21 protein-coding genes are annotated in these 24,529 nt (G+C 41.5%); 17 read left to right on the top strand and 4 right to left on the bottom strand.

Going from position 1 to position 24,529, the window contains the following annotated elements:
* The first annotated feature begins 2 nt into the window (after positions 1–2).
* From E4K67_RS13495 to E4K67_RS13480, 4 genes are all read left to right on the top strand, one after another.
* On the top strand, positions 3–323 hold the full coding sequence (locus E4K67_RS13495) for an AzlD domain-containing protein (RefSeq protein WP_135547512.1): 321 nt from the start codon (positions 3–5) through the stop codon (positions 321–323).
* A gap of 408 nt (positions 324–731) precedes the next feature.
* Positions 732–2,066, top strand: coding sequence for a 4-aminobutyrate--2-oxoglutarate transaminase (gene gabT / locus E4K67_RS13490; RefSeq protein ID WP_199242539.1), 1,335 nt, complete (start codon positions 732–734; stop codon positions 2,064–2,066).
* 144 nt (positions 2,067–2,210) lie between these two features.
* Positions 2,211–3,548, top strand: coding sequence for an NADP-specific glutamate dehydrogenase (gdhA, locus tag E4K67_RS13485; RefSeq protein WP_135547510.1), 1,338 nt, complete (start codon positions 2,211–2,213; stop codon positions 3,546–3,548).
* A 125-nt stretch (positions 3,549–3,673) separates the two neighbouring features.
* Positions 3,674–6,616: a PEP/pyruvate-binding domain-containing protein gene (locus E4K67_RS13480; RefSeq protein ID WP_135547508.1), complete on the top strand. Its 2,943-nt coding sequence runs from the start codon at positions 3,674–3,676 to the stop codon at positions 6,614–6,616.
* 223 nt (positions 6,617–6,839) lie between these two features.
* On the opposite strand, the gene E4K67_RS13475 is transcribed toward E4K67_RS13480, so the two are convergent.
* Entirely contained in the window at positions 6,840–8,222 is a 1,383-nt protein-coding gene (locus E4K67_RS13475) for an aminotransferase family protein (RefSeq protein WP_243454460.1), read from the bottom strand.
* Positions 8,223–8,279: 57 nt separating this feature from the next.
* Positions 8,280–9,695 (bottom strand): aldehyde dehydrogenase family protein, encoded by a 1,416-nt coding sequence (locus tag E4K67_RS13470; protein WP_243454474.1) that lies wholly within the window; start codon positions 9,693–9,695, stop codon positions 8,280–8,282.
* A gap of 885 nt (positions 9,696–10,580) precedes the next feature.
* On the opposite strand from E4K67_RS13470, the gene E4K67_RS13465 reads away from it, so the two are divergent.
* From E4K67_RS13465 to E4K67_RS13415, 11 genes are all read left to right on the top strand, one after another.
* Positions 10,581–12,329 (top strand): sigma 54-interacting transcriptional regulator, encoded by a 1,749-nt coding sequence (locus tag E4K67_RS13465; protein WP_135547505.1) that lies wholly within the window; start codon positions 10,581–10,583, stop codon positions 12,327–12,329.
* Between the two features lie 175 nt (positions 12,330–12,504).
* A complete protein-coding gene (locus E4K67_RS13460; protein ID WP_135547503.1) occupies positions 12,505–13,791 on the top strand; it encodes an amino acid ABC transporter substrate-binding protein in 1,287 nt (428 codons plus the stop codon).
* A gap of 236 nt (positions 13,792–14,027) precedes the next feature.
* The gene (locus E4K67_RS13455; protein WP_135547501.1) at positions 14,028–14,900 is read left to right on the top strand and encodes a branched-chain amino acid ABC transporter permease; all 873 of its coding nucleotides are present in this window, start codon (positions 14,028–14,030) and stop codon (positions 14,898–14,900) included.
* A gap of 15 nt (positions 14,901–14,915) precedes the next feature.
* Positions 14,916–15,899, top strand: coding sequence for a branched-chain amino acid ABC transporter permease (locus E4K67_RS13450; RefSeq protein WP_135547499.1), 984 nt, complete (start codon positions 14,916–14,918; stop codon positions 15,897–15,899).
* Positions 15,900–15,936: 37 nt separating this feature from the next.
* Positions 15,937–16,677 carry an ABC transporter ATP-binding protein gene (locus E4K67_RS13445; protein WP_135547497.1) on the top strand — a complete coding sequence of 247 codons (741 nt, stop codon included), beginning with the start codon at positions 15,937–15,939 and terminating at the stop codon, positions 16,675–16,677.
* Complete coding sequence (locus E4K67_RS13440; protein WP_135547495.1) at positions 16,677–17,393, top strand: ABC transporter ATP-binding protein; 717 nt, start codon at positions 16,677–16,679, stop codon at positions 17,391–17,393. Before E4K67_RS13445 ends, E4K67_RS13440 begins: the two co-directional genes overlap by 1 nt.
* Before the next feature lie 30 nt (positions 17,394–17,423).
* Complete coding sequence (locus E4K67_RS13435; RefSeq protein ID WP_135547493.1) at positions 17,424–17,702, top strand: TIGR04076 family protein; 279 nt, start codon at positions 17,424–17,426, stop codon at positions 17,700–17,702.
* A gap of 153 nt (positions 17,703–17,855) precedes the next feature.
* Entirely contained in the window at positions 17,856–19,646 is a 1,791-nt protein-coding gene (locus tag E4K67_RS13430; RefSeq protein WP_135547491.1) for an aldehyde ferredoxin oxidoreductase family protein, read from the top strand.
* A gap of 82 nt (positions 19,647–19,728) precedes the next feature.
* A complete protein-coding gene (locus tag E4K67_RS13425; RefSeq protein WP_135547489.1) occupies positions 19,729–20,253 on the top strand; it encodes a carboxymuconolactone decarboxylase family protein in 525 nt (174 codons plus the stop codon).
* Positions 20,254–20,385: 132 nt separating this feature from the next.
* Entirely contained in the window at positions 20,386–21,366 is a 981-nt protein-coding gene (locus tag E4K67_RS13420) for a zinc dependent phospholipase C family protein (protein WP_135547487.1), read from the top strand.
* Between the two features lie 102 nt (positions 21,367–21,468).
* Complete coding sequence (locus tag E4K67_RS13415) at positions 21,469–22,290, top strand: EFR1 family ferrodoxin (RefSeq protein ID WP_135547485.1); 822 nt, start codon at positions 21,469–21,471, stop codon at positions 22,288–22,290.
* Between the two features lie 212 nt (positions 22,291–22,502).
* Here E4K67_RS13415 and E4K67_RS13410 read toward each other — a convergent pair whose 3' ends face one another.
* Positions 22,503–22,703, bottom strand: coding sequence for a hypothetical protein (locus E4K67_RS13410; RefSeq protein WP_135547483.1), 201 nt, complete (start codon positions 22,701–22,703; stop codon positions 22,503–22,505).
* A 91-nt stretch (positions 22,704–22,794) separates the two neighbouring features.
* Here E4K67_RS13410 and E4K67_RS13405 point away from each other — a divergent pair, with 91 nt between their 5' ends.
* On the top strand, positions 22,795–23,454 hold the full coding sequence (locus E4K67_RS13405; RefSeq protein WP_135547481.1) for an HAD hydrolase-like protein: 660 nt from the start codon (positions 22,795–22,797) through the stop codon (positions 23,452–23,454).
* 22 nt (positions 23,455–23,476) lie between these two features.
* Here E4K67_RS13405 and E4K67_RS13400 read toward each other — a convergent pair whose 3' ends face one another.
* Entirely contained in the window at positions 23,477–23,731 is a 255-nt protein-coding gene (locus E4K67_RS13400) for a hypothetical protein (RefSeq protein ID WP_135547479.1), read from the bottom strand.
* Between the two features lie 81 nt (positions 23,732–23,812).
* Between E4K67_RS13400 and E4K67_RS13395 the strand changes: the two genes are divergently transcribed.
* Entirely contained in the window at positions 23,813–24,520 is a 708-nt protein-coding gene (locus E4K67_RS13395; protein ID WP_135547477.1) for a CPBP family intramembrane glutamic endopeptidase, read from the top strand.
* Positions 24,521–24,529: the final 9 nt, after the last annotated feature.

Here is a 24,529-nt window from a genome sequence, read left to right as displayed (position 1 = left end):
ACATGTCAAGCCAACTTTTAGGGACCATTTTATTAATGACCTTAGTCACTTATGGCTCACGTGTCTTACCTTTTCTTCTGTTTAAAGGGAAAAATGTTCAGGGTTTTGCTCGTGATTTTATAGAGCTTGTTCCCATTGCCTTATTGGCAGCGCTCGTTATTCCAGAATTAGTGACTCCAAGTGGTTCGATCGTCCTAATTCATAATCCCTTTTTATGGGCAGGGCTCTTAACATTTCTTTTTTCTAGATTCGTACCAAATCTTTTTTTGGGAATTATTTTTGGGATGACTGTGTTTTGGGGATTGGATAGGTTACTTATGTAGCACCTCAGACAAGGTAACGAAAGACAGACAAGGGGACGGTTCTCCTGTCTAACTTTAAAAGTTAGACAGGAGAACCGTCCCTTGTCTGCGTGTGCGTCCGTCTCCTGTCCGTCGCCTTGTCTGCGCAATATTTTAGCTAGAATAAACTTCAATAATACATTAGTCTAATGCATAAATGCATCTCCGTGTATAGAACGAGTTTATTGAATTCAGGGGTAGGCTCGTTGGGGTGGATCTGGAAAATCAAATGTATAGATGCATCTGTTATTTTGAGATTGATTATGGAAACTATTTATACACGGCTATGGAATAGAAATGGAATCTATGGCGCGAGAATTGCATAACACTTAAGAATAGTGAAGGAACGAGCTGTATGTAATATCTTTTAGTAGAAGAAATACGAGGGGGATGTTAGCATTGACTGAAAATATGGAACTTCCAGGACCAAAATCCAGAGCGCTAATTGAAAGAAAAAATAAATGTACAGCTAGAGGGATCTCACAGGGAACTCCTTTGTTCATTGAGAAAGCTTCAGGTGCATTAATGACGGATGTTGATGGTAACGAATTTATTGATTTTTATGGTGGTATTGGGGTTTTGAATGCTGGGCATTGTCCCAAATCGGTTGTAGACGCCATTAAGGAACAAGCCGAAAAATTAATTCACACTTGCTTTATGACATCTATGTACGAAGGTTGGGTAGATTTGGCTGAGAAGCTGATCCAAATCACACCAATTAAGGGGGACCTTAAAGTAACGTACGTCAACAGCGGTGCTGAGGCAGTGGAAAATGCCATCAAAATTGCTCGTTCTTATACTAAAAGAACGGGAGTTATTGCTTTTGAAATGGCTTTCCACGGTAGAACAAATTTAGCGATGGGCTTAACTAGTAAGGTAAGACCTTATAAGTATGGTTTTGGGCCGTTTGCGCCTGAAATTTATAAGATCCCTTCTGCTTATTGCTACCGATGTTATTATCATTCCACCTATCCAGGCTGTGGAATGCACTGTTTAGAACAATTTGAGCGTTTCTTCGCTGCCGAGGTTGAGCCAGAAACTATCGCAGCCATGATTATTGAGCCTGTGCAAGGAGAAGGCGGCTTTATAGTTCCACCCAAGGAGTTCCTGCCCGGTTTAAAAACGATTGCAGAAAAACACGGCATAGTGTTTATTGCAGACGAGATTCAAACAGGTTTTGGAAGAACTGGTAAGATGTTCGCGGTTGAAAACTATGGTGTCGAGCCTGATCTTATGACTATGGCGAAGTCCATTGCTGCTGGTATGCCCTTAAGTGCAGTAGTTGGTAAAAAGGAGATTATGGATGCTCCAGGACCTGGTATGATCGGTGGCACCTACGCGGGAAACCCACTCGCTTGTGCGGCTGGTTTAGCGACGATCAATTATATCGAGCACGAAAAACTTTCGGCTAGGGCAGCGAAAATTGGAGCTTTCGTCGTGGGTCGTTTGAAAGGTATGCAAGAGAAATATTCATTGATTGGTGATATCCGGAGTCTGGGTGCAATGATTGGAATTGAGCTAGTCAAAGATCGTGAGACAAAGGAACCTGCCAAAGAAGAAACCGCTCAGATCACTCAAGCATGTCTAAGTCAAGGACTTATAATAATTTCGGCGGGAGTATACGGTAATATAATTCGGATGTTGATGCCGTTGGTAATCACAGATGAGCAGCTTGAGAAAGCACTAAACGTTTTGGATTGGGCATTCGCTAAGGTTCAAAAGTAATCGGGATTTGGCCATTTGAGTATAGGGGTTATTCCTTGTATTCAAATTATTGATCTTTTAGGTTAGATGATTGGCCGAATCTTGCTTAATAGTATCGTAAATAGGCTGTAGAGGTAGAGGTTTAGTATTTGAGGAGGATTTAAGATGAAACTATTAGCAAATGTCATGGAACAAGTCTTAAAGAGAAATCCAAACGAAACTGAATTTCACCAGGCAGTAAAAGAGGTCTTGGAATCGATCGAGCCCGTTGCTGAGAAACATCCTGAATGGATGCAGGCAGGAATATTTAGTAGATTTGTAGAGCCAGAAAGACAAATTATTTTCAGGACAGCATGGGTAGATGACAATGGAGATGTTCAGGTAAATCGTGGTTTCAGAGTACAGTTTAATAGTGCTATTGGTCCTTACAAGGGCGGTTTGCGATTCCATCCATCAGTAAATGTTGGAATTATAAAATTTCTTGGATTCGAACAAATTTTAAAAAATTCTCTAACAGGTCTTCCAATAGGTGGCGGTAAGGGTGGCAGTGATTTCGATCCTAAAGGTAAATCAGACGGAGAAATAATGAGATTCTGCCAGAGCTTCATGTTAGAGTTGTCTAAACATATAGGGGAAAACACAGATATACCGGCCGGAGATATTGGTGTTGGTGGTCGTGAAGTTGGTTACCTTTATGGAATGTACAAGAAACTTCGTAACGACTTTACCGGAGTTCTAACTGGAAAAGGATTATCCTACGGTGGAAGCTTAGCTAGAACAGAAGCAACAGGGTACGGTCTTTGCTATTTCATGGAAGAAGCCCTCAATGCCAAGGGTAAGTCGTTTAAGGGTGCAACAGTTACTGTTTCTGGATCAGGAAATGTCGCGATTTATGCAACTCAAAAGATTCACGAAATGGGTGGAAAAGTAGTTGCGATGAGTGACTCAAATGGATATATATATGATTCCAAAGGAATATGGTTGGAAACCATTCAGAGAATAAAAGAAGTTGAAAGAGAAAGAATTAGCAAATATATTGAGTATCATCCTGGTTCGATTTATAAAGAAGGATGTACTGGCATCTGGGATGTTGAGTGTGATATTGCTCTACCCTGTGCGACACAGAACGAATTAGATGAACAGGCTGCTAAGACTTTAATAGCTAATGGCTGCTTCGCAATTGGCGAGGGAGCGAATATGCCGACTACTCCTGAAGCGGTTGATCTTTTCATTAAAAAGAAAGTATTATTTGGTCCAGCAAAGGCAGCTAATGCGGGTGGTGTTGCAACTTCGGCTCTCGAAATGAGCCAGAATAGCATGAGGTATTCCTGGTCTTTTGAAGAAGTTGATGCAAAACTTAAAGACATCATGGTTACTATATATAAAAATGTAAGTGCAGCTGCCAAGGAATACGGAGAGGAAGATAATCTTGTCGTGGGTGCTAATATCGCAGGTTTCATTAAGGTAGCTACTGCTATGTATGCCCAGGGAATTGTCTATTAAAATTCAGCAGTTTCTTAAATGCTTTTTAAGAAGTTATTATTAATAATTAAGCGGGGCTGTCATTGTTTGGATAGCCCCGCTTTGATAAAAAACTATGGCCGCAAGTACCATCAGGGAGGATTCTTATGGAGAATTTAAATTCTTATAGAAATCAATTCTCAGGATTCCATGACATGATGAAATTTAGAGTCCGCGAAATACTACTGGTATCTAGCTCGTACGATGCCTTTGTGCTTGAGGAAGACGGTCGTTTATCCGAGAAGATTTTTAATGAATACTTGGATATGAATCTTCAATTTGTCCCTCGCATTCGGAGAGTCTCTTCGGCAGAAGAAGCGTTTTCCTCCATGAGAGAAAGAACCTATGACTTGATTATTACGATGGCTAGAATTAGTGATATGAATCCCCAAGAATTCGGAAGACGGATCAAGGAAACTTATCCAGGGAAACCGGTAGTCTTGCTCACCTACGACACACTAAATATCGATTTAATCAATCAAATTAGAGAGACAAGAACAATTGACAAGATATTCTACTGGTCTGGGGACAATAAACTATTACTTGCAATCATCAAGTATGTTGAGGACTTAGGAAATGTAGAGGATGACTGCAAGGAAGGGGTTCAGGTCATTCTCGTGGTCGAAGATTCGCCCTGGGCTTATTCGCAATTCCTCCCCATTATCTATACGGAAATTATGAAACAAACCAGCTATCTCATATCCAAGGGGATAAACAATCTCCACCGTCTACTAAGGATGAGAGCCAGACCCAAAATCCTGCTGGCAGAGACATATGAAGAAGCTGTGGATATATTCAACAGTTATCGACACAATTTGTTAGGTGTGATATCAGATATGCGCTTCCAGAAAGATGGGGTATTGAATTTAAGGGCAGGCCTGGATCTGGCAAACATGATCAAGGAGGAGATCCCTTACCTTCCTTTCTTGATTCAATCTAGTGAACGAAATAATGAGAGAAGTGTACACGAGAGCGGAATCAGTTTTCTCAACAAGAACTCCCCCAATATGCATCTTGAATTGTGTACATATATAAAAGAAAACTATGGTTTCGGTGATTTTATATTCAGAGACCATGATGGGAGCATTCTGGCACGGGCTTCTATTATCGACGAATTTGAAGAAATTATACGCACCCTGCCAAAAGAGAGTCTGATTTACCACGCAAACCGCTATGATTTTTCGAGATGGTTTAAGGCTAGGACAGAGTTTGAGTGTGCAGAACAAATTCGTCAAGTGGATGTCTCTGACTTTCAAAGTCCTCAAGAGTTAAGGAAATATATTCTAAATATTATTCGGATGTATTTCAAGCGGATACAGGAAGGGGTTATCACTGATTTCGGACAATCGAAAGTGAACATGGACAATTCCTTACTCAAGCTAGGCAGCGGGTCACTCGGAGGTAAAGGGAGGGGAATAGCCTTCTTTAACTTCATGCTTTCCCAGACGAATCTGTTTAAAAAATATGAACATATCAGGATAAAAACTCCACAATCCTTTGTAATCTGCAGTGAAGTATTCGAGGAATTTCTCGAATTGAACGCCTTACAGGAAATGGCGGTCAATACAGAAAATGAAGAAACTATTGCTAATAAATTCCTGTCCTCTGATTTGCCATCAAAGATAACTGATGAACTGCACATACTAATTGAGAAAATCGACTACCCTTTGGCCGTCCGTTCATCAAGTATACTCGAAGACTCTCAAATGCTGCCTTTTGCAGGAATATACAGCACTTTCCTATTACCGAATAATCATCCAGACCCTGAAATTCGGTTGCAACAACTTCTAGATGCCATAAAACTTGTCTACGCCTCTGTTTTTTATCAGTCCCCCAAGCGCTACGTCAAAAATTCGGAGTTGAGGATAGAAGAGGAAAAAATGGCTGTATTGATCCAGCAGCTTGTCGGGGAATTGCATGAGGACATTTTTTATCCCGTTTTGTCAGGGGTTGCACAGTCCTATAATTTCTACCCGATTTCTTACATGAAGCCTGAACAGGGAATTGGTAGCCTAGCTTTGGGTTTTGGAAGGGCTATTGTCGATGGAGAACAAGTTTACCGGTTTTCCCCCGCCTATCCAAAGATGAACACTGAGTTTGCGTCTCCTAGTGATTTCTTAAAAAAGTCTCAAAATCAGTTTTATGCTTTGAATTTGGCTAACCAGTCTATCGACATTTCTTCCGATCCGGGGTGCACTTATGGAAAGTATGCATTAGATCGCGCTGAAAAGGACGGTACTTTGAGCTTTGTGGGCAGCACGTATTCAAAGGACAATGACAACATCAGCGATACATTGGCGATTTCAGGACCGAGGCTTGTGTCGTTTGCACCAGTATTAAAATATGGCCTTTTTCCGCTTGCCAATATCATCAAGGACCTTTTCGTTCTCGGAAAGGATGCGTTCAGTTCAGAAATAGAAATAGAGTTTGCAGTTAACATTCCTGTTGGCAGAGAAAAAGAGATCGAGTTTTATTTTCTGCAGGTTCGCCCTTTAGTTTCTGGAAGAGAATTAAAGGACGTCAAAGTCGATGGTTATTCAAATAGTGAGACTGTATGTAAAAGCAGGCATACAATTGGGAATGGAATATTTGAGAGAATTCACGATGTTATTTTTGTTGATCCAGATCATTTTGATATGAGTAAATCAAGAAAGATTGCTCAAGAAATTGGCGAATTGAATCAATTGTTGTTTAATGAGGAACGCAACTATCTGCTGTTTGGGTTTGGTCGCCTAGGGTCCTCTGATCCATGGCTTGGAATCCCTTTGACATGGTCGCAGATGTCCCAAGCTAAAGTGGTTATTGAAGCTGACCGGGATAACCTTCAGGTAGAACCTTCATTAGGCAGTCATTTTCATCACAACTTGGTATCCTTAAGAATGGGATATTTCCATATTAAAAAAGAGAGTGATTCTGAATTTATAGATTGGGCATGGCTTAAAAAGGCCCCGGTATTCAAGCAAACCGAATACGTCAAGCTGGTTCGCTTTGAAGATCCGATTAAAGTTATCATTGATGGACACAGCTGTAGTGGTGTTATTCTGAAATAGCAATTAACACCGGATACTGACTAATAATTCATCCAATCGTGAGACTCCCACTTCTACAAGTTGGAATTGCACCCAGTATTCTGGTTCAGGGGTAGATCCCCACGAAGTCACGATGTTCGACTTTAGTAGAATGAGTTCACTAGAATGAAGGCGCCAACTGTATACTTGGAACTGATCCAAGCATACAGTTGGCGCCTTTTGTCATTTCTTACATTAGAAGACACTAAAGTGGATTTCCTAAAAATTCACGCTGTGCTTGTTCAATGGACCTGCCTAATTTATCGACTAGTTCAATTATGTCCGCTTCAGTAATGATCAGCGGTGGGGACAATTGTAATCCGTCGTCAATTAACGGTCGTAACGCTAGTCCGTTTTCCCAAGCAATCGCCGACACGCGCTTGGCAATTCCTAGGGCAGAGTTAAACATGGTCCTGGTTTCTGTATCTTGTACAAGTTGAACGGCATTCATCAGTCCTAAGCCTCTTACTTCACCAATACAGGGTAAGTCCAAATCTCGGATGAGTGAACGCAATAATTTACCTTTTTCGTGGGCATTGGCTACTAGGTTTTCTCGTTCAATAATTTCGATATTCTTTAAGGCAACTGCACAGGCTACCGGATGAGCACTGTAGGTATAACCGTGCATAAAGATGCCGTGGTTTCTGATCAGTGTAAAGACTCTCTCTGAAATACCAACTGCTCCCATAGGAATGTATCCGCTGGTGATCCCTTTAGCCATCATCATGATATCGGGTTTTACTCCCCAATGCAGCATACCGAACATTTTACCCGTCCGACCAAAGCCAGTAATGACCTCATCAGCAATAAACAAGACATCATACTTATCACAAATTTCGCGAATACGTTGATAATAACCCTTTGGTGGAACGATTGCCCCTCCAGTACCAATGACTGGTTCTGCTGTAAAAGCTGCAACATTGTCCTGACCGAGCTCGAGGATTTTCTCTTCAAGTGCTTCCGCACATTCTAAATTACAGCTGCCTTGTTCCTTCCCCCAGGGGCAGAAGTAACAGTGAGGATGTTCAATGTGCTGGAATGCCGGAACTAAGGGTCTGAAACCATCCCAGAAACCAGGTAAACTGGTCGCGCTTAAAGCTCCATAAGAAACCCCATGATAAGCCTTTGTCCTAGCAATGATGTGATTTTTGTTAGGTTTACCTTGTAGATACCAATACATTCGGGCCAATTTAAAAGCAGTATCATTGGACTCTGACCCCCCACTGGTAAAAAAGATCCTGGGGTTATCCATGGGAATCATTTCAGCTACTTTTTTTGCCATTTCAATAGCTAATGGATGAGAATAGCCATTGAATGTTTGAAAGTAGAACAACTTTTCCATTTGTTTTTTGGCAACCTCAGCCAATTCAGTCCGGCCATAACCTACATTGTTTAACCACAGACCCGCGCCACAGTCAATATAGATCTCACCTTCAACACTCTTAACCCGAATTCCATTGCCTTCTTCAATAATCTTAGGACCACCCCAAGATTCCATGTCAAATATAGAGCTTGTTGGATGCAAAAAATATCTCATGTCATCCTTTTTCATCTGCTCTATTTGAGTTTCGGTGTATGCTGTCACCATCGCCATCTTCTTTCCATAGCGCCCTAATAAGAGCTTAAATAGGTTCTTATTAGGGTGCTATAAATTGTATACCACTAGTTTAGATTCCGTCATTTCTTGTATTGCATATTTAGGGCCTTCTCGTCCAATGCCACTTTCTTTAATGCCGCCATATGGAGCCTGATCAGCGCGGTATAGAGAAGTATCATTGATGATGACCCCACCTACTTCCAATTTCCGCGTAGCCTCAGTCGCGATATCAATCGAGGAAGTGAAAATGCCGGCTTGCAGACCGTAATGGGAGTTGTTAGCTATTTCAATAGCTTCGTCAAACTCTTTATAGGGGATTAGGCTTACTACTGGAGCAAAAATTTCTTCACAGACAACCTTCATATCCGATTTAACATTTGTTAAAATAGTGGGTTCAAAAAGAGCTCCATTTCTTTTTCCCCCACATATTAAACTAGCTCCACCTTTTAAAGCGGCAGTTACCCAAGCCTCGGCTCTAATCGCCTCCGCCTCGCTAATCATTGGCCCAATATCAGTTTGAGGATCGAGGGGATTACCCAGTATGAGCTTGCGAGTTTCCTCAGCAAGCATATCAGCGAATTGTTCATAGATATCCTGGTGAATTAGTAACCGTTGAATGGAAATACAGACTTGCCCAGCGTTGACAAAAGGCATACGACTACATAAAGTGGCTGCCTTAGCTAAATCCGCATCCTTATGAACGATGGTGACGGAATTTGAGCCTAATTCCATGGTGGATTTACGTAATCCGATCGTAGACATAATCTTCTTGCCAACTTTTGGAGAACCAGTAAATGTATAAAAATTGATTCGCTCATCGTTCAATAATAGATCTCCTACTTCATTACCACTACCTATCACTAAATTGAGGTAACCGGGTGGAAGACCAGCCTCTTCTAAAATCCGGCAGAGGTTAATTGCAGAAATCGGGGTCGCGGAAGCTGGTTTTAAAACGACAGTATTCCCGGCAGCTAGGGCAGGAGCTATTTTATGGGTAACTAGGTTAAACGGAAAATTGAAGGGGCTGATGGCACAAACTACACCGATTGGGACTCTTATAGTGTAGGCCAATCGGTTTTCAGATCCTGGTGCAGCCTCCACCGGAATCACTTCTCCGCTAATTCGCTTAGCTTCTTCGGCCGCAATTAGAAAGACTTGTGCAGCCCGCATGACCTCGGTTTTGGCGTCCCTGTAAACTTTGCCAGCCTCACGCGAAATGGTTAGGGCTAGGTCATCAGATCTTTCCATGATCAAGCTCGATGATTTAGCCAGAATCTGGTATATCTGGTAAGGGGAAAGGGCTCTGGATTTAAAGGCTTTTACCGCTGCAGTCACTGCACTATCCACTTCTAAGGGGGAAGAAGAACATACTGTTGCAAATACTTCCCCGGAATATTTATCGACCACTGATATGGTATCCTGAGTGCCAACCCATTCTCCATTAATGTAGATAGGATATTTCACTTGCAAATCATATTACCTCCTCAATTCATAGTTGTATATGCAATTTTCTAAATACTTTCTTTTATACATTGCAAAATCCATGCCAACCTAACGATAATTCATAAACTTCATAAACACTTGTAAATGCTCATATTAAGCTATTCTCTAAAATCTTATACTTGATCCTACGCATAAACTGCAGGGTGGTTAGTCTATGTTTGCATTAAGATAATGTATCATCGAATTTTTTTCTACTCTTGTTTTAGCCAAAAAGCACAACTATTTCCCTTGGCATAACTATTTGTTTATTGATAACCTTAATTTTAATAATACAAAACATCTTTTAAAATTTAGAAAGGATTTCTTATCCTATATCTAGAATACTCTAGATGAAGACGGAAAAGTAAGAATATACCAAACATTCAAACACTTCGCATAGGGCAAATCATCTACTTGCCAAATAGAGGAGCAATTAGTAATGGATGCCTACGAGCTATATAAATCAACCCTATAAAGTTGCAAAGGTACTTGAAATCGATCAGTCTACTGTTGTAAAACTTTTGAAGAAATATCGAAATACATAATACATGTGAAATATCGCAGATTTGGTCTAGTTATTATTAAATAATATAGCGGATAGACCTATTTAGGTTAAAATTTTGATGACTTGCATGCATAGGGGCATTATTTTAATGCACTTATGCATGGAGCTTGGGTGCAACTTTGAAAAGGTATATAAGATTAGATTGAAGAAAATTGCAGCGAGATTAATGCTAAAACGCATTAAAATATGACTATAAAATACTGAATATTCACAATAAGTGGACAATTGACCGATGTTGATTAATATCCGATATTGGCACAGAAGTTGCTACTATAAATATCACGTAGGCGGAGGTGTTAGAGGTGCAGTTTGAAGCGGGATTTCAGGAGATATATCATGGAGTGCTGATGGTAGATTCTAATGGATATATAGTAGGATGCAACAAGGCCGCCAAGGAATTATTAGGGATTAATGGACATGTTGTAGGGGAAATGGCCAAGGAAGTACTTCCAGACTCAGCTATGTATGAGGTATTAGAAACCGGAATTCCTGTTATTAATAATAAAGTTGACATTGGAGGAAGAGTAATACTCTCAAATCATAAACCGATTCTAGAAGGAAATAAAATAACTGGAGTAGTTACATCCTTTCAGGACATTACCGATCTTGATGCTGTAGCTCAAGAGTTAGAAGTTACTAAAGAGCTTAATAAGGAATTAGAAGCGGTTTTCAACTCTTCTTATGACGAAATTTTCGTTACAGACGGAGCGGGTTTCACTCTAAGGGTAAATAAAGCAAGTGAACGTTTTTATGGAATGAAAGCTGAAGAGTTGATCGGCAAACATGTAAGCAAACTAGAGGATTTAGGGCTGTTTTCGCCCAGCATTACTCCTCAAGTTCTGAGGACGAAAAAACGCACCACATTAATACAATCAACAAAGAGTGGGAAAAAAATTATTGTAACAGCTAACCCCGTTTTTGATGAAAAAGGCAAAATTATTCGGGTAGTTACGAATTCTAGGGACATAACTGAATTAAGTAACTTACGCCAGCGCTTGGAAGATACTGAAAAATTGATAGATAATTACCGGACTGAAATTGTAAAATTGCGCAAAGAGAGGGTATATACATCAGAAATCATTAGCAAGAGCGCAATAATGCAGAAAATCTTAATATTGGCTGCCAAGGTGGCAGCTGTAGATTCCACGGTGCTGATTGAAGGGGAGTCTGGCGTAGGTAAAGGTGTGGTTGCCTTAAACATTCACCAGTTAAGCAAACGAAGTGAATATCCATTCATAACCATTAACTGTGGTGCAATTCCAGAGAATCTCATGGAGTCAGAATTGTTTGGTTATGAAGGGGGATCCTTTACTGGAGCCAAAAAAGAAGGTAAGAAAGGACTATTTGAAATAGCCAGTTCAGGAACGATTTTCTTAGATGAAATCAGCGAATTACCACTTAATCTTCAAGTGAAGTTATTGCAGGTTATCCAAGATAAAAGGTTAAGGCGAGTTGGGGGAAATGACTACATTGATGTTAATGCTCGGATTTTGGCTGCGACGAATCGTAACATGTCTCGACTGGTTAAAGAACGAAAGTTTAGGGAGGATCTTTATTATCGATTAAATGTTGTACCCCTAAATGTACCACCTTTACGGCACCGAAAAGAGGACATCCCGGTCTTAGTTGAGCATTTCTTAGAAGCGTTTCTAGAAAAATACGAGATCCACAAAAAAATAGCTCCAGAGACTCTTGAGCTATTGATAAATTACAATTGGCCTGGTAACGTACGAGAACTTGAAAATTTAGTAGAGAGAGTTGTTGTGACTGTCGATGCTTTGGTAGTTTTGCCGATGCATTTACCAGATTATATTTTACACGCGGATGGTAGTTCGGCAAAGGTTTTCATATTGGACATTTGTCCGTTGAAGATTGCTACCGATGAATTAGAACGGCAACTTTTAAATAAGGCTTTAATCAAATTCCAAAATACCTATAAAATGGCGGATGCTTTGGAGGTAAATCAATCGACAATTGTTCGAAAAATGCACAGGCATGGAATCTTCAAAGATAGTATTCAATTGCCGATCAATGAATTAGACATTAATTGATCACATTTTATTATACACGCAGGTAAACTGAGGTATTTTCCAAAATTACATCAAAAAAATACCTTCGTTAATATTCAAATTTATTAGGAAAGGAGCATGACCTTCTTAAACATTAACCTAGTCAACATAGTTATCATGAATTAGCGATTACATAAATATTGAGGAGGAGAAATGTATGTTTAAAAAGCTATCAATCTTACGTAGTATATCATTGCTGGCTATTTCTGGTTTGATATTATCTTTGGCCGGTTGTGGCAGTTCTAGTACTGGTGCAAGTAGCAGTGCAAGTTCAGAAACACGAGACTATTATAAAGTTGGCGTGATTACATCCTTATCGGGAGCAGAGGTTTATGGTGGTAATGTCACCAAATACGGTTACGATTTATGGGCGGATGCTGTGAATAAAAAAGGCGGAATCAAAGTAGATGACAAAAATTACCAATTAAAATTAATTTATTCTGACGATCAAAGTGACCCTACTGCGGGCGCTAATGCCGCGGAAAGGTTGATCACTTCAGAGAAAGTCGACTTTATTCTTGGACCCTATACCAGTGGGGTTACCAAAGCTGTAGCTCCAATTCTAGATAAATATAAAGTTCCTATGATTACTGGATCCGCGGAATCTCCAACCATCTGGACTCAAAAGTTTAAATACACGTTTGGTACAATACCAGCAGCAGACTTGACAGCCAACTCTCCCCTGGATACCTTAGCAAAACTAGCAAATCCGCCCAAGACAATCGCGGTACTTGGTGTTAATGATGCGTTCTCTAAAGCAGTAGCCGAGGCATTTAAAGCTAGCGCAGAGAAAAACGGGATGAAAGTTGTCAAGTACGATGTTGTGCCAGCCGGTACGGACTTTACTCCATTGATTAGTGCTATCAAACAACTTAACCCGGATGTTCTAGCGGTTGGTGGACATGAAACTGAACATATGCAAGTAATCAAAGCCTCTAAATCATTAGGCTTTATGCCAAAGGCTTTTGTGATGCATTATGGTATCACAACCCCAGACTTTATTAAAAATCTTGGCAAAGACGGGGACTATGTTTACGGAGCCGCAGTATGGACCCCCGATTTGAAACTTAAAGATGATTTATTTGGTACTGTCGAAGATTATGTAAAAGCGTCCAAAGAAAAATTTAATGTTGTGCCTGATTATACCCAAGCAGGGTGTTCGGCAACGGGAGAAGCCTTTTCGGCAGCTCTTGCTAAAATCGCTGCTAAACCGCCTTTATCTGAGCAACAACGTGAACAATTAGTAAAAGCGTTGGAGGAAATTGACATTCAAACTTTCTATGGCCCTATTAAATTTGCGACTGAAGGTAATTGGTATCATGACAATGTAGGGTTGAAAGCTCTAACTATCCAAATGCTTAACGGAGATCAGCTTGTCGTCGGGCCTGATAATCTGAAAGCAAAAGATCCTGTTTATCCAGTTCCAGCGTTCAACGCTCGCTAAGCAAAACCCCTACGAATATTATAGGTTTCCGCCTTCGCAATGGTTTGGTGGAAACCTAGTTTTCTCTTGTAAACTCGTTCAACTAAAGTTGAACAGCGAGACCTCAGTGGGGGAGTCTACCCAACTGAAGCGTGGTACGGGGTATGGGTTACCACTCCCACTATTAGCAGTGGGAGTCTCACGATTGGATGAACCGGGTTTTCGGTTTTCACAAACTGGTGGAGAGGAGATGTCCTATGGGATTACTTATGCAAACCACGGTTAACGGAATTCTCATCGGTGGGATTTTTATAACGATTGCTGTCGGCTTTTCCATTTCCTACGGAGTGATGCACATTGTCGATTTTGCGGTTGGGGAATGGATTATGTTGGGGGCCTTTAGTGCTTTCTGGCTTAACCAATATACGAAAATTGATCCATTACTTCTAATCCCGTTTATTGCCCTTTTTTTCGCCTTAATCGGTTACCTATTTCAGCCAATCATTCAGAAAGTCGTTAATATCAAGCACAGAAGTGCTGCCATGATGGCCTTAGCATTTACTTTTGGCCTCTCGACGTTATTAAGAGGTGCGGCCCTAACGTTATGGGGCTTTAACAACCGTAATCTAGTTACTGTGTTATCAGAAATGAACGTCAACCTGTTTGGCATTACCGTTCCGGCCATTCGAGCTGCGGCGACGGTGTTTTCAATTTTAGTAACGGCGGCTTTTGCCTTTTTCCTTTATCGTACAAAGACTGGGATCACGATTCGAGCAGCTGCTGAGGATAAGACGGTGGCCGGTTTAATGGGGATTGATGGTCATCGCATTTCACGTTTGGTTTATGCTATTTATGTAGGACTAACCGCTATGTCAGGTGTCTTTATTGGCTCAATTTTTTCAGTATTTCCAGACATGGGTTTGCGCTATACCGCCTTCGCCTTCTTTGTTGTGGTTGCGGGAGGAATGGGTTCGTTCTCTGGCGCAATCGTTGCGGGCTTGCTACTAGGGTTAATATCGAGTTTTGTTTCGGTCTATGTCGGGGGAGCTTATGTATTCTTAATTCTATTTTTTATCCTATATCTAATCCTGGTATTCCTACCTAAAGGGATTCTGGGTAAAGGCTGGTAGAAAGGAGAGGTTAACTTGTCGATATCAAAGTCTTTTAGCCCAGTTAAAGTAATCCTGCTGTTCCTTTCTATGGCCGTTTTATGCAGTTTGCCCTTCGTAGTTTCTTCCTTCGTTTTGCGAATTGCTACCGGTATCATGATGTGGATAGGCTTAGCCTTAAGCTGGAATATGTTGGGCGGATATATGGGCTATATTAGCTTCGGGCATGGCGCCTCTTTTGGTATAGGCGCTTATATCGCAGGCATGTTAATGACCCAGTTACATTTACCGTTTTTTGGTGCTTTAGCCATTGCAGGGATTTTAACCTATGTTTTTGCAGCGTTGGTGGGGTATCCTACCCTGCGCCTGAGCGGCTCCTACTTTGCCATTGGTACTTGGGCTTTCGCGGAAATGATGCGGCAATTGGTTTTAGTGCTGGAGATCACAGGTGGGCCAGAGGGCTTGCGCTTGCCACCGATGCTTAATGACAATTTCTTTTATTTCGTTATGCTAGGCTTGGCTTTACTTGTTTTCCTTATTGCGTTTCTCTTTTTTGAAAATAGCGATTTCGGTTTGAAAGTTAAAGCTGTAAGGGAGGAAGAAACTGCGGCTCGTACCTTAGGACTACACACAACGTGGGTTAAAAACCAGGTGTTTGCGATTAGCTCAATGTTTGCTGGAATCATTGGGGGTGCCTTTGCCTACTGGATTACCTTCATTCACCCAGATAGCGTTTTAGGACCACTGATTGCAGATCAAATGGTTATTATGGTGCTCTTAGGGGGGATTGGTACCTTGTTCGGCCCTGTCCTTGGTGCAATCGTGCTGTACGTAGGAAATCAATATATGTTGGTTATGTGGGGGCAAAGTTCTGCTTATCTCATCATCCTTGGGCTAGCGATCTGTTTAGTTATTCTGTTTTTGCCAGAAGGACTTATGAGTATACCTAGGATCCTCGGAGGGAGTCGAAATGGGATATTCACTCGCTTACTTTCTCGATCAAAGAAATCAAATATCTGAGTGTTAGATGAAGCTCTGAACAGAAGGGGGCCTGAGCATGGAGTTGCTGGAAATCAAAGATCTGAACCATATGTTCGGTGGCTTGAAGGCTATTTCCAGTTTAAATATCAATGTTAAATCGAAGATGATCTATGGAGTAATTGGAGCTAATGGAGCCGGTAAGACGACGTTGTTTAATTTAATTACTGGAATATACCATCCTACTACCGGTCAGATTCTGCTCGATGGAATAAGCTTGGTCGGTAAACAGTCTTACGAAATCTCTCGTCTTGGAGTGGCCAGAACCTTTCAAAACTTACGCTTGTTCAATGACCTTACAGTTGTGGAGAATATCCATGTTGGACAAATCTACCGCCGCGGGTTAGGGAAACAAAAAACTAAAAATTTGTCGGCAAAAATTAATAGTTTATTAAACCTTTTTGGACTCGATGCGCGAGCGGAGGACAAGGCTGGAAACTTGCCATATGGAATGCAGAGAAAGTTAGAAATTGCTAGGGCACTTGCTACGGAACCGAAACTATTGTTGCTGGATGAACCAGCTGCAGGTATGAATCCGCACGAGGTACAAGGTTTAGTAGGCCTGATCAAAGAAGTCAAGAGACAATACAGCGATATAACGATCATCTTAATTGAACATCAGATGAAATTAGTGGAAGGTCTCTGTGATTATGCTACAGTCATGAATTTTGGCCAGGTTATTGCCAACGGGACTGTTCAGGAGATACAAAACAATCCTGTTGTGATTAAGGCATACTTGGGTGAAGCGGAGGTGGGTTAATGGCCAAAATTATGGAAGTCGAAAACCTGGAAGTTGTTTATGGCGTGATTAAAGCGCTGCAAGGGATTTCTTTTTATATCGAAGAAGGTGAAATTGTAACCATAATTGGCGCAAACGGAGCTGGGAAATCGAGTACGTTGCGGGCTGTTTCTGGAATGGTGCGCCCTAGTTCTGGTACGATAAGATTTAAAAATAAAGACATTACAAATTCCCCCTCTCATCTAATCGCCCGACAAGGATTGTCCCATGTTCCAGAGGGGCGGGGCATGTTAACGAAATTAACAGTCGAGGAAAATTTGATACTAGCTACCTATAACAGAAAAGATCATGCTAAAGTTAAAGAAGATATGGGAGATGTCTATAAACAGTTTCCCCGTTTGTCGGAGCGAAAAAAGCAAGCCGCAGGCAATCTGTCGGGCGGAGAACAGCAGATGTTGGCGATTGGACGAGCTTTAATGACAGGGGCGGACACTTTATTATTAGATGAACCCTCCATGGGCTTGGCCCCGTTATTTGTTAAAGAGATCTTTGCTGTGATCAAACGCATTAATCAGGCCGGAAAAACAGTTCTACTTGTTGAACAAAATGCCATGACTGCTCTACATACTGCTAACCGTGCTTATATTCTAGAAAATGGAGCAGTGCTTAAAAGTGGTAAGGCTGGTGATCTCATTGATGACCCCGAAGTAAAAAATGCCTATTTGGGAGGGCATTAATAATCTTAATGAAGAAAAGAAGGTATGAGGATGAGTGATTTCAAAGAAGACAAGATTAAAATTGTTGTCTTGAACTCCCAGTGTAAATTGTACAACGCAGGGGATCAAATTATTATTGACGGGCCTTTAATCGATTCAGATAAGTCTAGTAATGTTTGTGTCACGGCGCTGAATGCAATGTACCCTTTTGTATTTGCCCTCCGCAAGAAGGTTGCTCCTGAGGCGCTAGGTTTCGACGGGGAGGTAACCGTTCAATGTCCAGACTATTGTGCTCCTGTAGTGTTCAAATTAGTCCCCTTTACGGATTAAGTATCGTAGAGTCCTAGTTGCCTTGTTGGAAGGCCCTTTCTAACAGTATGCTTGAACTAGTGGTAGGGGAATTGAGAATGGGTTTTGTACCTGTAAATAAACATTTGTGAAAATAGTTATAAGTCGGAATGAAAGTAAATGGGGGGGTGCGAAATGAAAGGCTTTTTTGGAAAGCTCTTAAGGATTAACGTTACGAATAGGTCTCATATTGTTGAGGAGATTCCGGAGGAAATATTTAAGACCTACCTTGGGGGAAAGGGTCTGGGTTCTTACTTGCTTTTAGAAAATGTTAAGATAGGGATTGACCCACTCTCGGAGGACAACAAGCTTATTTTTGTTGCCGGTCCAGCTACTGGCACAGGAATGTGGGGTTCAAGCCGATACGGAGTATATAGTAAATCGCCGCAAACAGGATTATATGGCGAATCAACTTCAGGGGGCAAAGTCGCGCCTCTGATGCGAAAAACCGGCTACGACGCGATTATTTTGGAGGGAGCTGCAGACGTGCCGCTTTCTCTAGAAATATCCGATGGTGAAGTCGTGTTTCGAAACGCCAGTCATCTCTGGGGTAAAGATACCTTTGAGACGGAAGATCGGGTTTTAGAGGAGGTTGGAGTGCCTGAAGCGCAGGCAATAGTGATAGGTCCGGCAGGGGAAAATTTAGTGCGGTTCGCGTGTATAGAAAATAACTATTGGCGTTCAGCTGGTCGCACTGGTATGGGCGCAGTGATGGGCTCGAAAAAAGTTAAAGCTATTGTTTTCCACGGTCAGGCCCGAGCTGAGATAGCTGATCCGCAACTACTCAAGAATTTAATTAAATCCCTGACGGCGAAGGCTAAAGATAACCTGGCCGTTAAAGCGTATCAAACTTACGGCACCACCCAGATGGTTAAAACCATGAATTGTGCCGAAACTTTCCCAACTAAATACTGGTCCGAAGGGGTTTATGAGCATTGGAAAGAGCTTAGTGGGGACACCTTGCTCACTGAACACGAGGTCAAACCGAATGCCTGTCCCAATTGTTTTTTAGCCTGTGGCAAGCTGACAACTGTCACTAAGGGCAAGTATAACGCGCTAAAAGTAGAAGGGCCAGAGTATGAGACTATTTATGCCTTTGGGGGGCTTTGCTGCATCAGTGATTTAGCTGAGATCCTCCACTTAAATGATCTTTGTGACCGTTTAGGGATGGATACAATCACGGCAGGGAATTTGGCGGCCTTTACTATAGAGGCTGTTCTGCGCGGTAAAGTGGAAGCCAACTTAAGTTACGGTGATGCATTGGGGGTAGCTGACTTACTCGAGGATATCGCCAATGTAAGAGGGCTAGGGGTAATCTTGTCCCAAGGGATTAAACATGCCGCCAAGGTTTGGGATCTCGAGGATATTGCAATACATGTCAAAGGTTTGGAACCTCCAGGCTATGACCCCCGGGTACTTAAAGGCATGGGACTTGCTTACGCCACTTCGGCCAGGGGCGCCTGCCATCTCAGAGCAACATTTTATAAGGCAGAGTTAAGTGGGATGATCGATTCTGCCATTACCGAAGGTAAAGCCAAGATGTTCATCGATTTTGAAAATAGGTTGACGATTTTTAATGCCCAGATCTTATGTGTCTTTTATAGGGACATGATCCTGTGGCCAGAACTGAGCCTTTTAGTAAAAGCACTTACTGGCTGGGATTATACCCAGCCAGAACTAGAAGAGCTTGCCAACAGGATTGTAACTTTAACTAAAGTTTTTAATCTTCGAGAAGGTGGAACTAGAGAACAGGATACACTGCCGAAGCGGATGTTCAGAGAACCGCTGAACGAAGGTCGGGATGTTATCAGTGTAGAAGAACTGGACTTTATGCTCGACGAATATTACAAATTAAGAGGGTGGGATAGACAAGGACGACCGAAAACAAGTGAAAACTCGTTCACCATAGAATCTAACAGGTGTTAAACTTAGAAGCCTGCCGGTAAACTGGCAGGCTTCTAAGAATACCCACAATTTCAGGGATTGTGGAGTTGAAGGAGGAAGAAAAATGACTAGATTGCCAATGCTATCATTGGAGGAAATGCCGGATAAGACTCGCAATATGATCACAGGAGGAAAATCTCAACTAAGCGGCTTGAATATTAACAGAATGATGGCTCATGCGGAAAATAGCGTACGTCATTTCATGCGTTTAGGAAATTCTCTGCTAACTCAAGCAAAACTTGATGCCCGTCTTCGGGAATTAGTTATCCTGCGGATAGCCAGGTTATGTAACTCTAAGTATGAGTGGTACCAGCACGAAATCATGGCAAGGCAGGTTGGCTTATCGGAACAGAAAATAGTAGCAATTAGGCTAGACGAGGATCGTTCAGAATTTAATGATCAAGAACGGGCCATTCTCAGATACACTGAGGAGGTCACAGCTAACGTGAAAGCTAGTGCAGAGGCCTTTGAGGAACTGACCCAGTTCCTCAGCCACCAGGAGTTAGTAGAACTAACCCTTACGATAGGCTTTTACAATATGGTAGCTCAATTTCTAGAAAACACAGAAGTTGAAATAGAGGGCAATTAATAGGAAACAGCTCATGGAGACAACAGTCGAAGCCACGGATAATCTGGCTAACGTTGTGGCCATTTGTTAATGTGAGGTATATTGTAAAGCTGATCGACTAATTTAGTACGTAGCTAAAAGGGGAGGGATATTGTGCCAAAGGAATTAACCCACTGGCATATTGCCCGTGCAGTTTTGCAGCGGGGAGTCCCAGCTCAGGTAGGGGAACTTATTGAGTGCAACCCTGCCCTGTATTATTTCGGCGCCATAGCCCATGATATTGGCTTTTATGATTTCTCTAAGCCGACAGAAGCGAACATTGAGCGAGTAGCAAACCAGCTCCATGGTGTGGACGGGGAGGATACTCTTGATCCACTGATTAAAATGATGGAGGAGGCACTTAGTCAGAACAATAAACGCAATCAAATTGCTTTTATACTGGGTATGTTGACACACTTTGTCGCCGACAGCACCTTCCACCCCATGGTTTACTATATGAGCGGAAATTATTTTGCTGAGGATCCAGAGGGACGGGGGAAGGCAGTGTTTCGTCATCGTTTATTAGAGACTGCGATCGACCTTTGGTTAGAGAACGTCAAACCGCTCAAATATCCGCTTGACCTGATTACACTCTGGCGCGAAACGGGCGAAGCAGGGCGAGAAGCTTTGGAATTGCTTGTTGGACGCTACACTCAGCTGGAAGATGAAAACATAAGAAAGCAAGTTAATAAGGCATGGCGCAACCATCGTTTATTACAAACTGCCTTTGGTTGGTCAACCCCATGGCGTATCTTAGCCTTCTACCGACGGCTTGGGCATCCATCGGTCGATAAGTACGAAGCTTTATTCTATCCACAACCGCTGAACTTGTCTTTTTTTGAGTCAAGTCTAGATTGGCTCCATCCTGTAACCGGTGCTCATCATGACATGACTTTGGAGGACCTTTTTGATGAGAGTGTTGAAAAGGTTATCACTTTGTTTGAGCGATTAAATACTCAATCCATAGAAAAATGGCCTCTCCTCATTAGAGCGCTTGAGCCACTGTCCTTAGACAGCGGATTGCCCTATGTTCCCGTAACTCAGATGAAATATTTCCGCACGGAGCCCATTGAACAAGGCTTGAGGATAAAATAGAAAGGAGAAAACCTCGGAGTTTCGATTGAGAAGGCTAGAGGACATCATAGTGCCAATCGGCAAGTGTAACAAGTAGGGAATCGTGTTAGAGGAGGTATTGTAATGAATAAAACTATCAATGCTATGTATTTTAGCGCTACTGATACCACCAAAAAAGTAGTGTCTGGAATAGCTTGGCAAGTTTCAGAAAATATTTCTACGGAAATCGCCATCAATACTATTGATTTCACATTGCCAGAAGTTAGAACAAAACCAGTGTCTTTTACAGAAGAAGATATTCTAATAATAGGAGTTCCGGTCTATGCCGGAAGAGTTCCTAACATATTACTAAAATATTTAAATACTATTACGGGTAATGGTGCCTTGGCAATCCCTGTAGTTGTTTATGGAAATAGAAACTATGACGATGCTTTAATAGAATTGAAAGATGTTCTCCAGCTTAACGGTTTTAAGGTGATTGCGGGAGGAGCATTTATTGGAGAACACTCATTTTCGATAACTCTTGCCAAAAATAGGCCAGATGAGCAAGATATGGCCATAATTGATGATTTCGCTAAACAAATAGGTAAAAAAATAACAACTCAAGAGGAAATTGAGACCGTGGTTGTCAAGGGAACTCGACCTTACAGAAAACATTATGTACCTAAAACTAAAGATGGTAGTCCTGCGGATATTAGAAAGGTTGTTCCAAAGACAAACAGTAATTGTATTGACTGTAAACTATGTGCTAATCTCTGTCCTATGGGTTCCATTGATGCTGAAGATGTCTCTAAATTAAATGGAATCTGTATTAAATGTGGTGCGTGCATTAAAAAATGTCCAACGCAGGCAAAGTATTATGATGATCAGAATTATTTAAGACATAAACAGGAATTAGAGATCGAGTTTGCTTCTCGAAGAGAACCAGAATTATTTCTTACATAGAATTTGTTGGGGTAAAATGTCAACCTTTGAGCAAGTTTCTAAGAACATTTCTATACTTTGGTTGACGATCAAATACTCAATTGAGCCCATTGAACACCAAATTGCGAGTATAGCATAAAGAAACTCCGAGATTGCTCTCGGAGTTTCCGTTATGTTAAATGTAGTGAAGGTAAGTTATAATTGGAATAGACGTAATATACGTCAATCAGGGATTATCGAGGATAGCTTGGAGTGGAAACGTTTGGATCGTCCATCATATCCATTTCATCGTCGAGATCACCATTACATCCACACCCTCGTGATATAATGGTAAAGCCATACTGTTCGGATTTTCTACCGAGTAAGAAAGCAGCCATTAAACTTAGTATAAAGAGAAATCCATGGGCGTGATGGTGTCTTTGATGATAAAACATAGTTGCGTCCTCCTTCCTTTAGTCTTAGAATGGCTTTTTTGGATCGAATTCATCCGGGGAAATTTATGGGAATAATTTTGGAGGTATATCATTGCGTTACAATGTATTACTTTGGGATCTCGATGGGACATTAACAGATCCTAAAGAAGGGATTACCCGCTCTGTTCACTACGCCTTAGAACGTCTAGATTATCCTGTTCGAGAGACTGATGATCTAGATTGGATTATTGGGCCGCCTTTAAAAGAGAGCTTTAAAATATTATTTCAAACGAAGGATGAAGCAATATTAAACCAAGCTATCTCGATTTATCGAGAGCGCTATCGAGAAATAGGCCTCTATGAAAATTTTGTTTACCCTGGTATTCCAGAGCTGTTGGCTCAGTTACAAGAAAAGGGCTGTAGACATTATCTGGCGACGTCTAAGCCTAGGGTCTTTGCCGAAAAAACTCTTCAACATTTCTTACTGGATTCTTACTTTAGTGTTATCATGGGAAGCGAGTTAAACGGTAAATTTGTGGAGAAAGATTGTTTAATTGCTGAAGTGTTGAAAACTATACCCGCTAGTTCACGGGCAAACACCGTGATGATTGGAGACCGCAGTTATGATGTCCATGGAGCTAGAGCTAACCATATTGATGTTATTTCTGTCGGATATGGGTATGGAACCGCCGAAGAACTACGCATCGCGTCTCCAGACTTTATCGTCCAAAGTGTCCCTGACTTAGGAAAACTGCTTTTTCATACTAGTTAGATCCCCATATCGCTATCCATGGCTAGCGGGATATTTGCCCATCCATGGACGGATAACGAACTGCTGCATCTAAATATATATAATTGTCATCCTTTTCTTGCCGCACCATTCCTACGATCCCGCGATCATTTGTTTCCTCTAAGAGCTGGTGGACGGCATGTTGATAAGCGCGCTCATCCCAGGGATCCAGATAATCGGTAACCGTATTGAAATAAGTCTCTATGGGGATTTTAAAATGACGATGATAAATTTGAAGTGTTGTATCTGGTTGATTCAAGTGAATTCCTCCTTCTGGGTTTAGTGTGAGAAAATCATCAGAGAAATATGTGTCAGCAACGAGAAAAGAAGGAGTGCGAATATGAACGAAGAAATCCAATCGAATTCTCTTTTGAAACGCAACTTGAGTTGGGTAGATTTGGTTATGGTTTTGGGCGGGATTATTTGCATTTACGTTATCTTGGCTTTTGGAACGTTCTGGTTAATGGAGCACTTGCCTTATGAACGTATTTTAATGTATCTTAATGCGTTTCTAACACAGTTAGCCTTTGCGCTCCTGATTTGGACTGTGAAGAGAATCCGACACTGGGAGTGGGCGGATTTTGGTTGGTCTTCTGTGGCACTAAGAAAAGCATTTCCCAAGATCATGGGAGTGTATGCCTTGACCTGGGTTATAAATATTAGTTATGCAATTTTCCTCTACCAGCACGGTTTAACCCCACCGGACACAGATGTATATTCCAAGTTGCTAGGCCAAGCTACCTGGTATACATTGATCCTGAATTTAATTTTAGCGGGCGGATTAGCCCCCGTGGTAGAAGAAATATTATTTCGAGGTATTATTTTTGGAAGTTTGCAAGCGTACTTTGGAAAATGGACATCTGCGGTGCTGAGTGCTGCGGTTTTTTCCGCGCTTCATTTCCAAGCCTACGGATTTTTCCCGCGTTTTATGTTAGGTATGTTCTTAGTTTATCTTTATGATAAATATAAGTCACTCTACCCAGCTATTGCGTTACACGCTTTAAATAACATAGTTGCTACATTGATCGCAGCGAGCTTACTATATTAAATAAAAAGG

Source organism: Desulfosporosinus fructosivorans (assembly GCF_004766045.1).
GTDB lineage: Bacteria > Bacillota > Desulfitobacteriia > Desulfitobacteriales > Desulfitobacteriaceae > Desulfosporosinus > Desulfosporosinus fructosivorans.
Note: the sequence above shows the minus strand (reverse complement) of the source record. Positions and strands in the feature narration are given on the sequence as shown.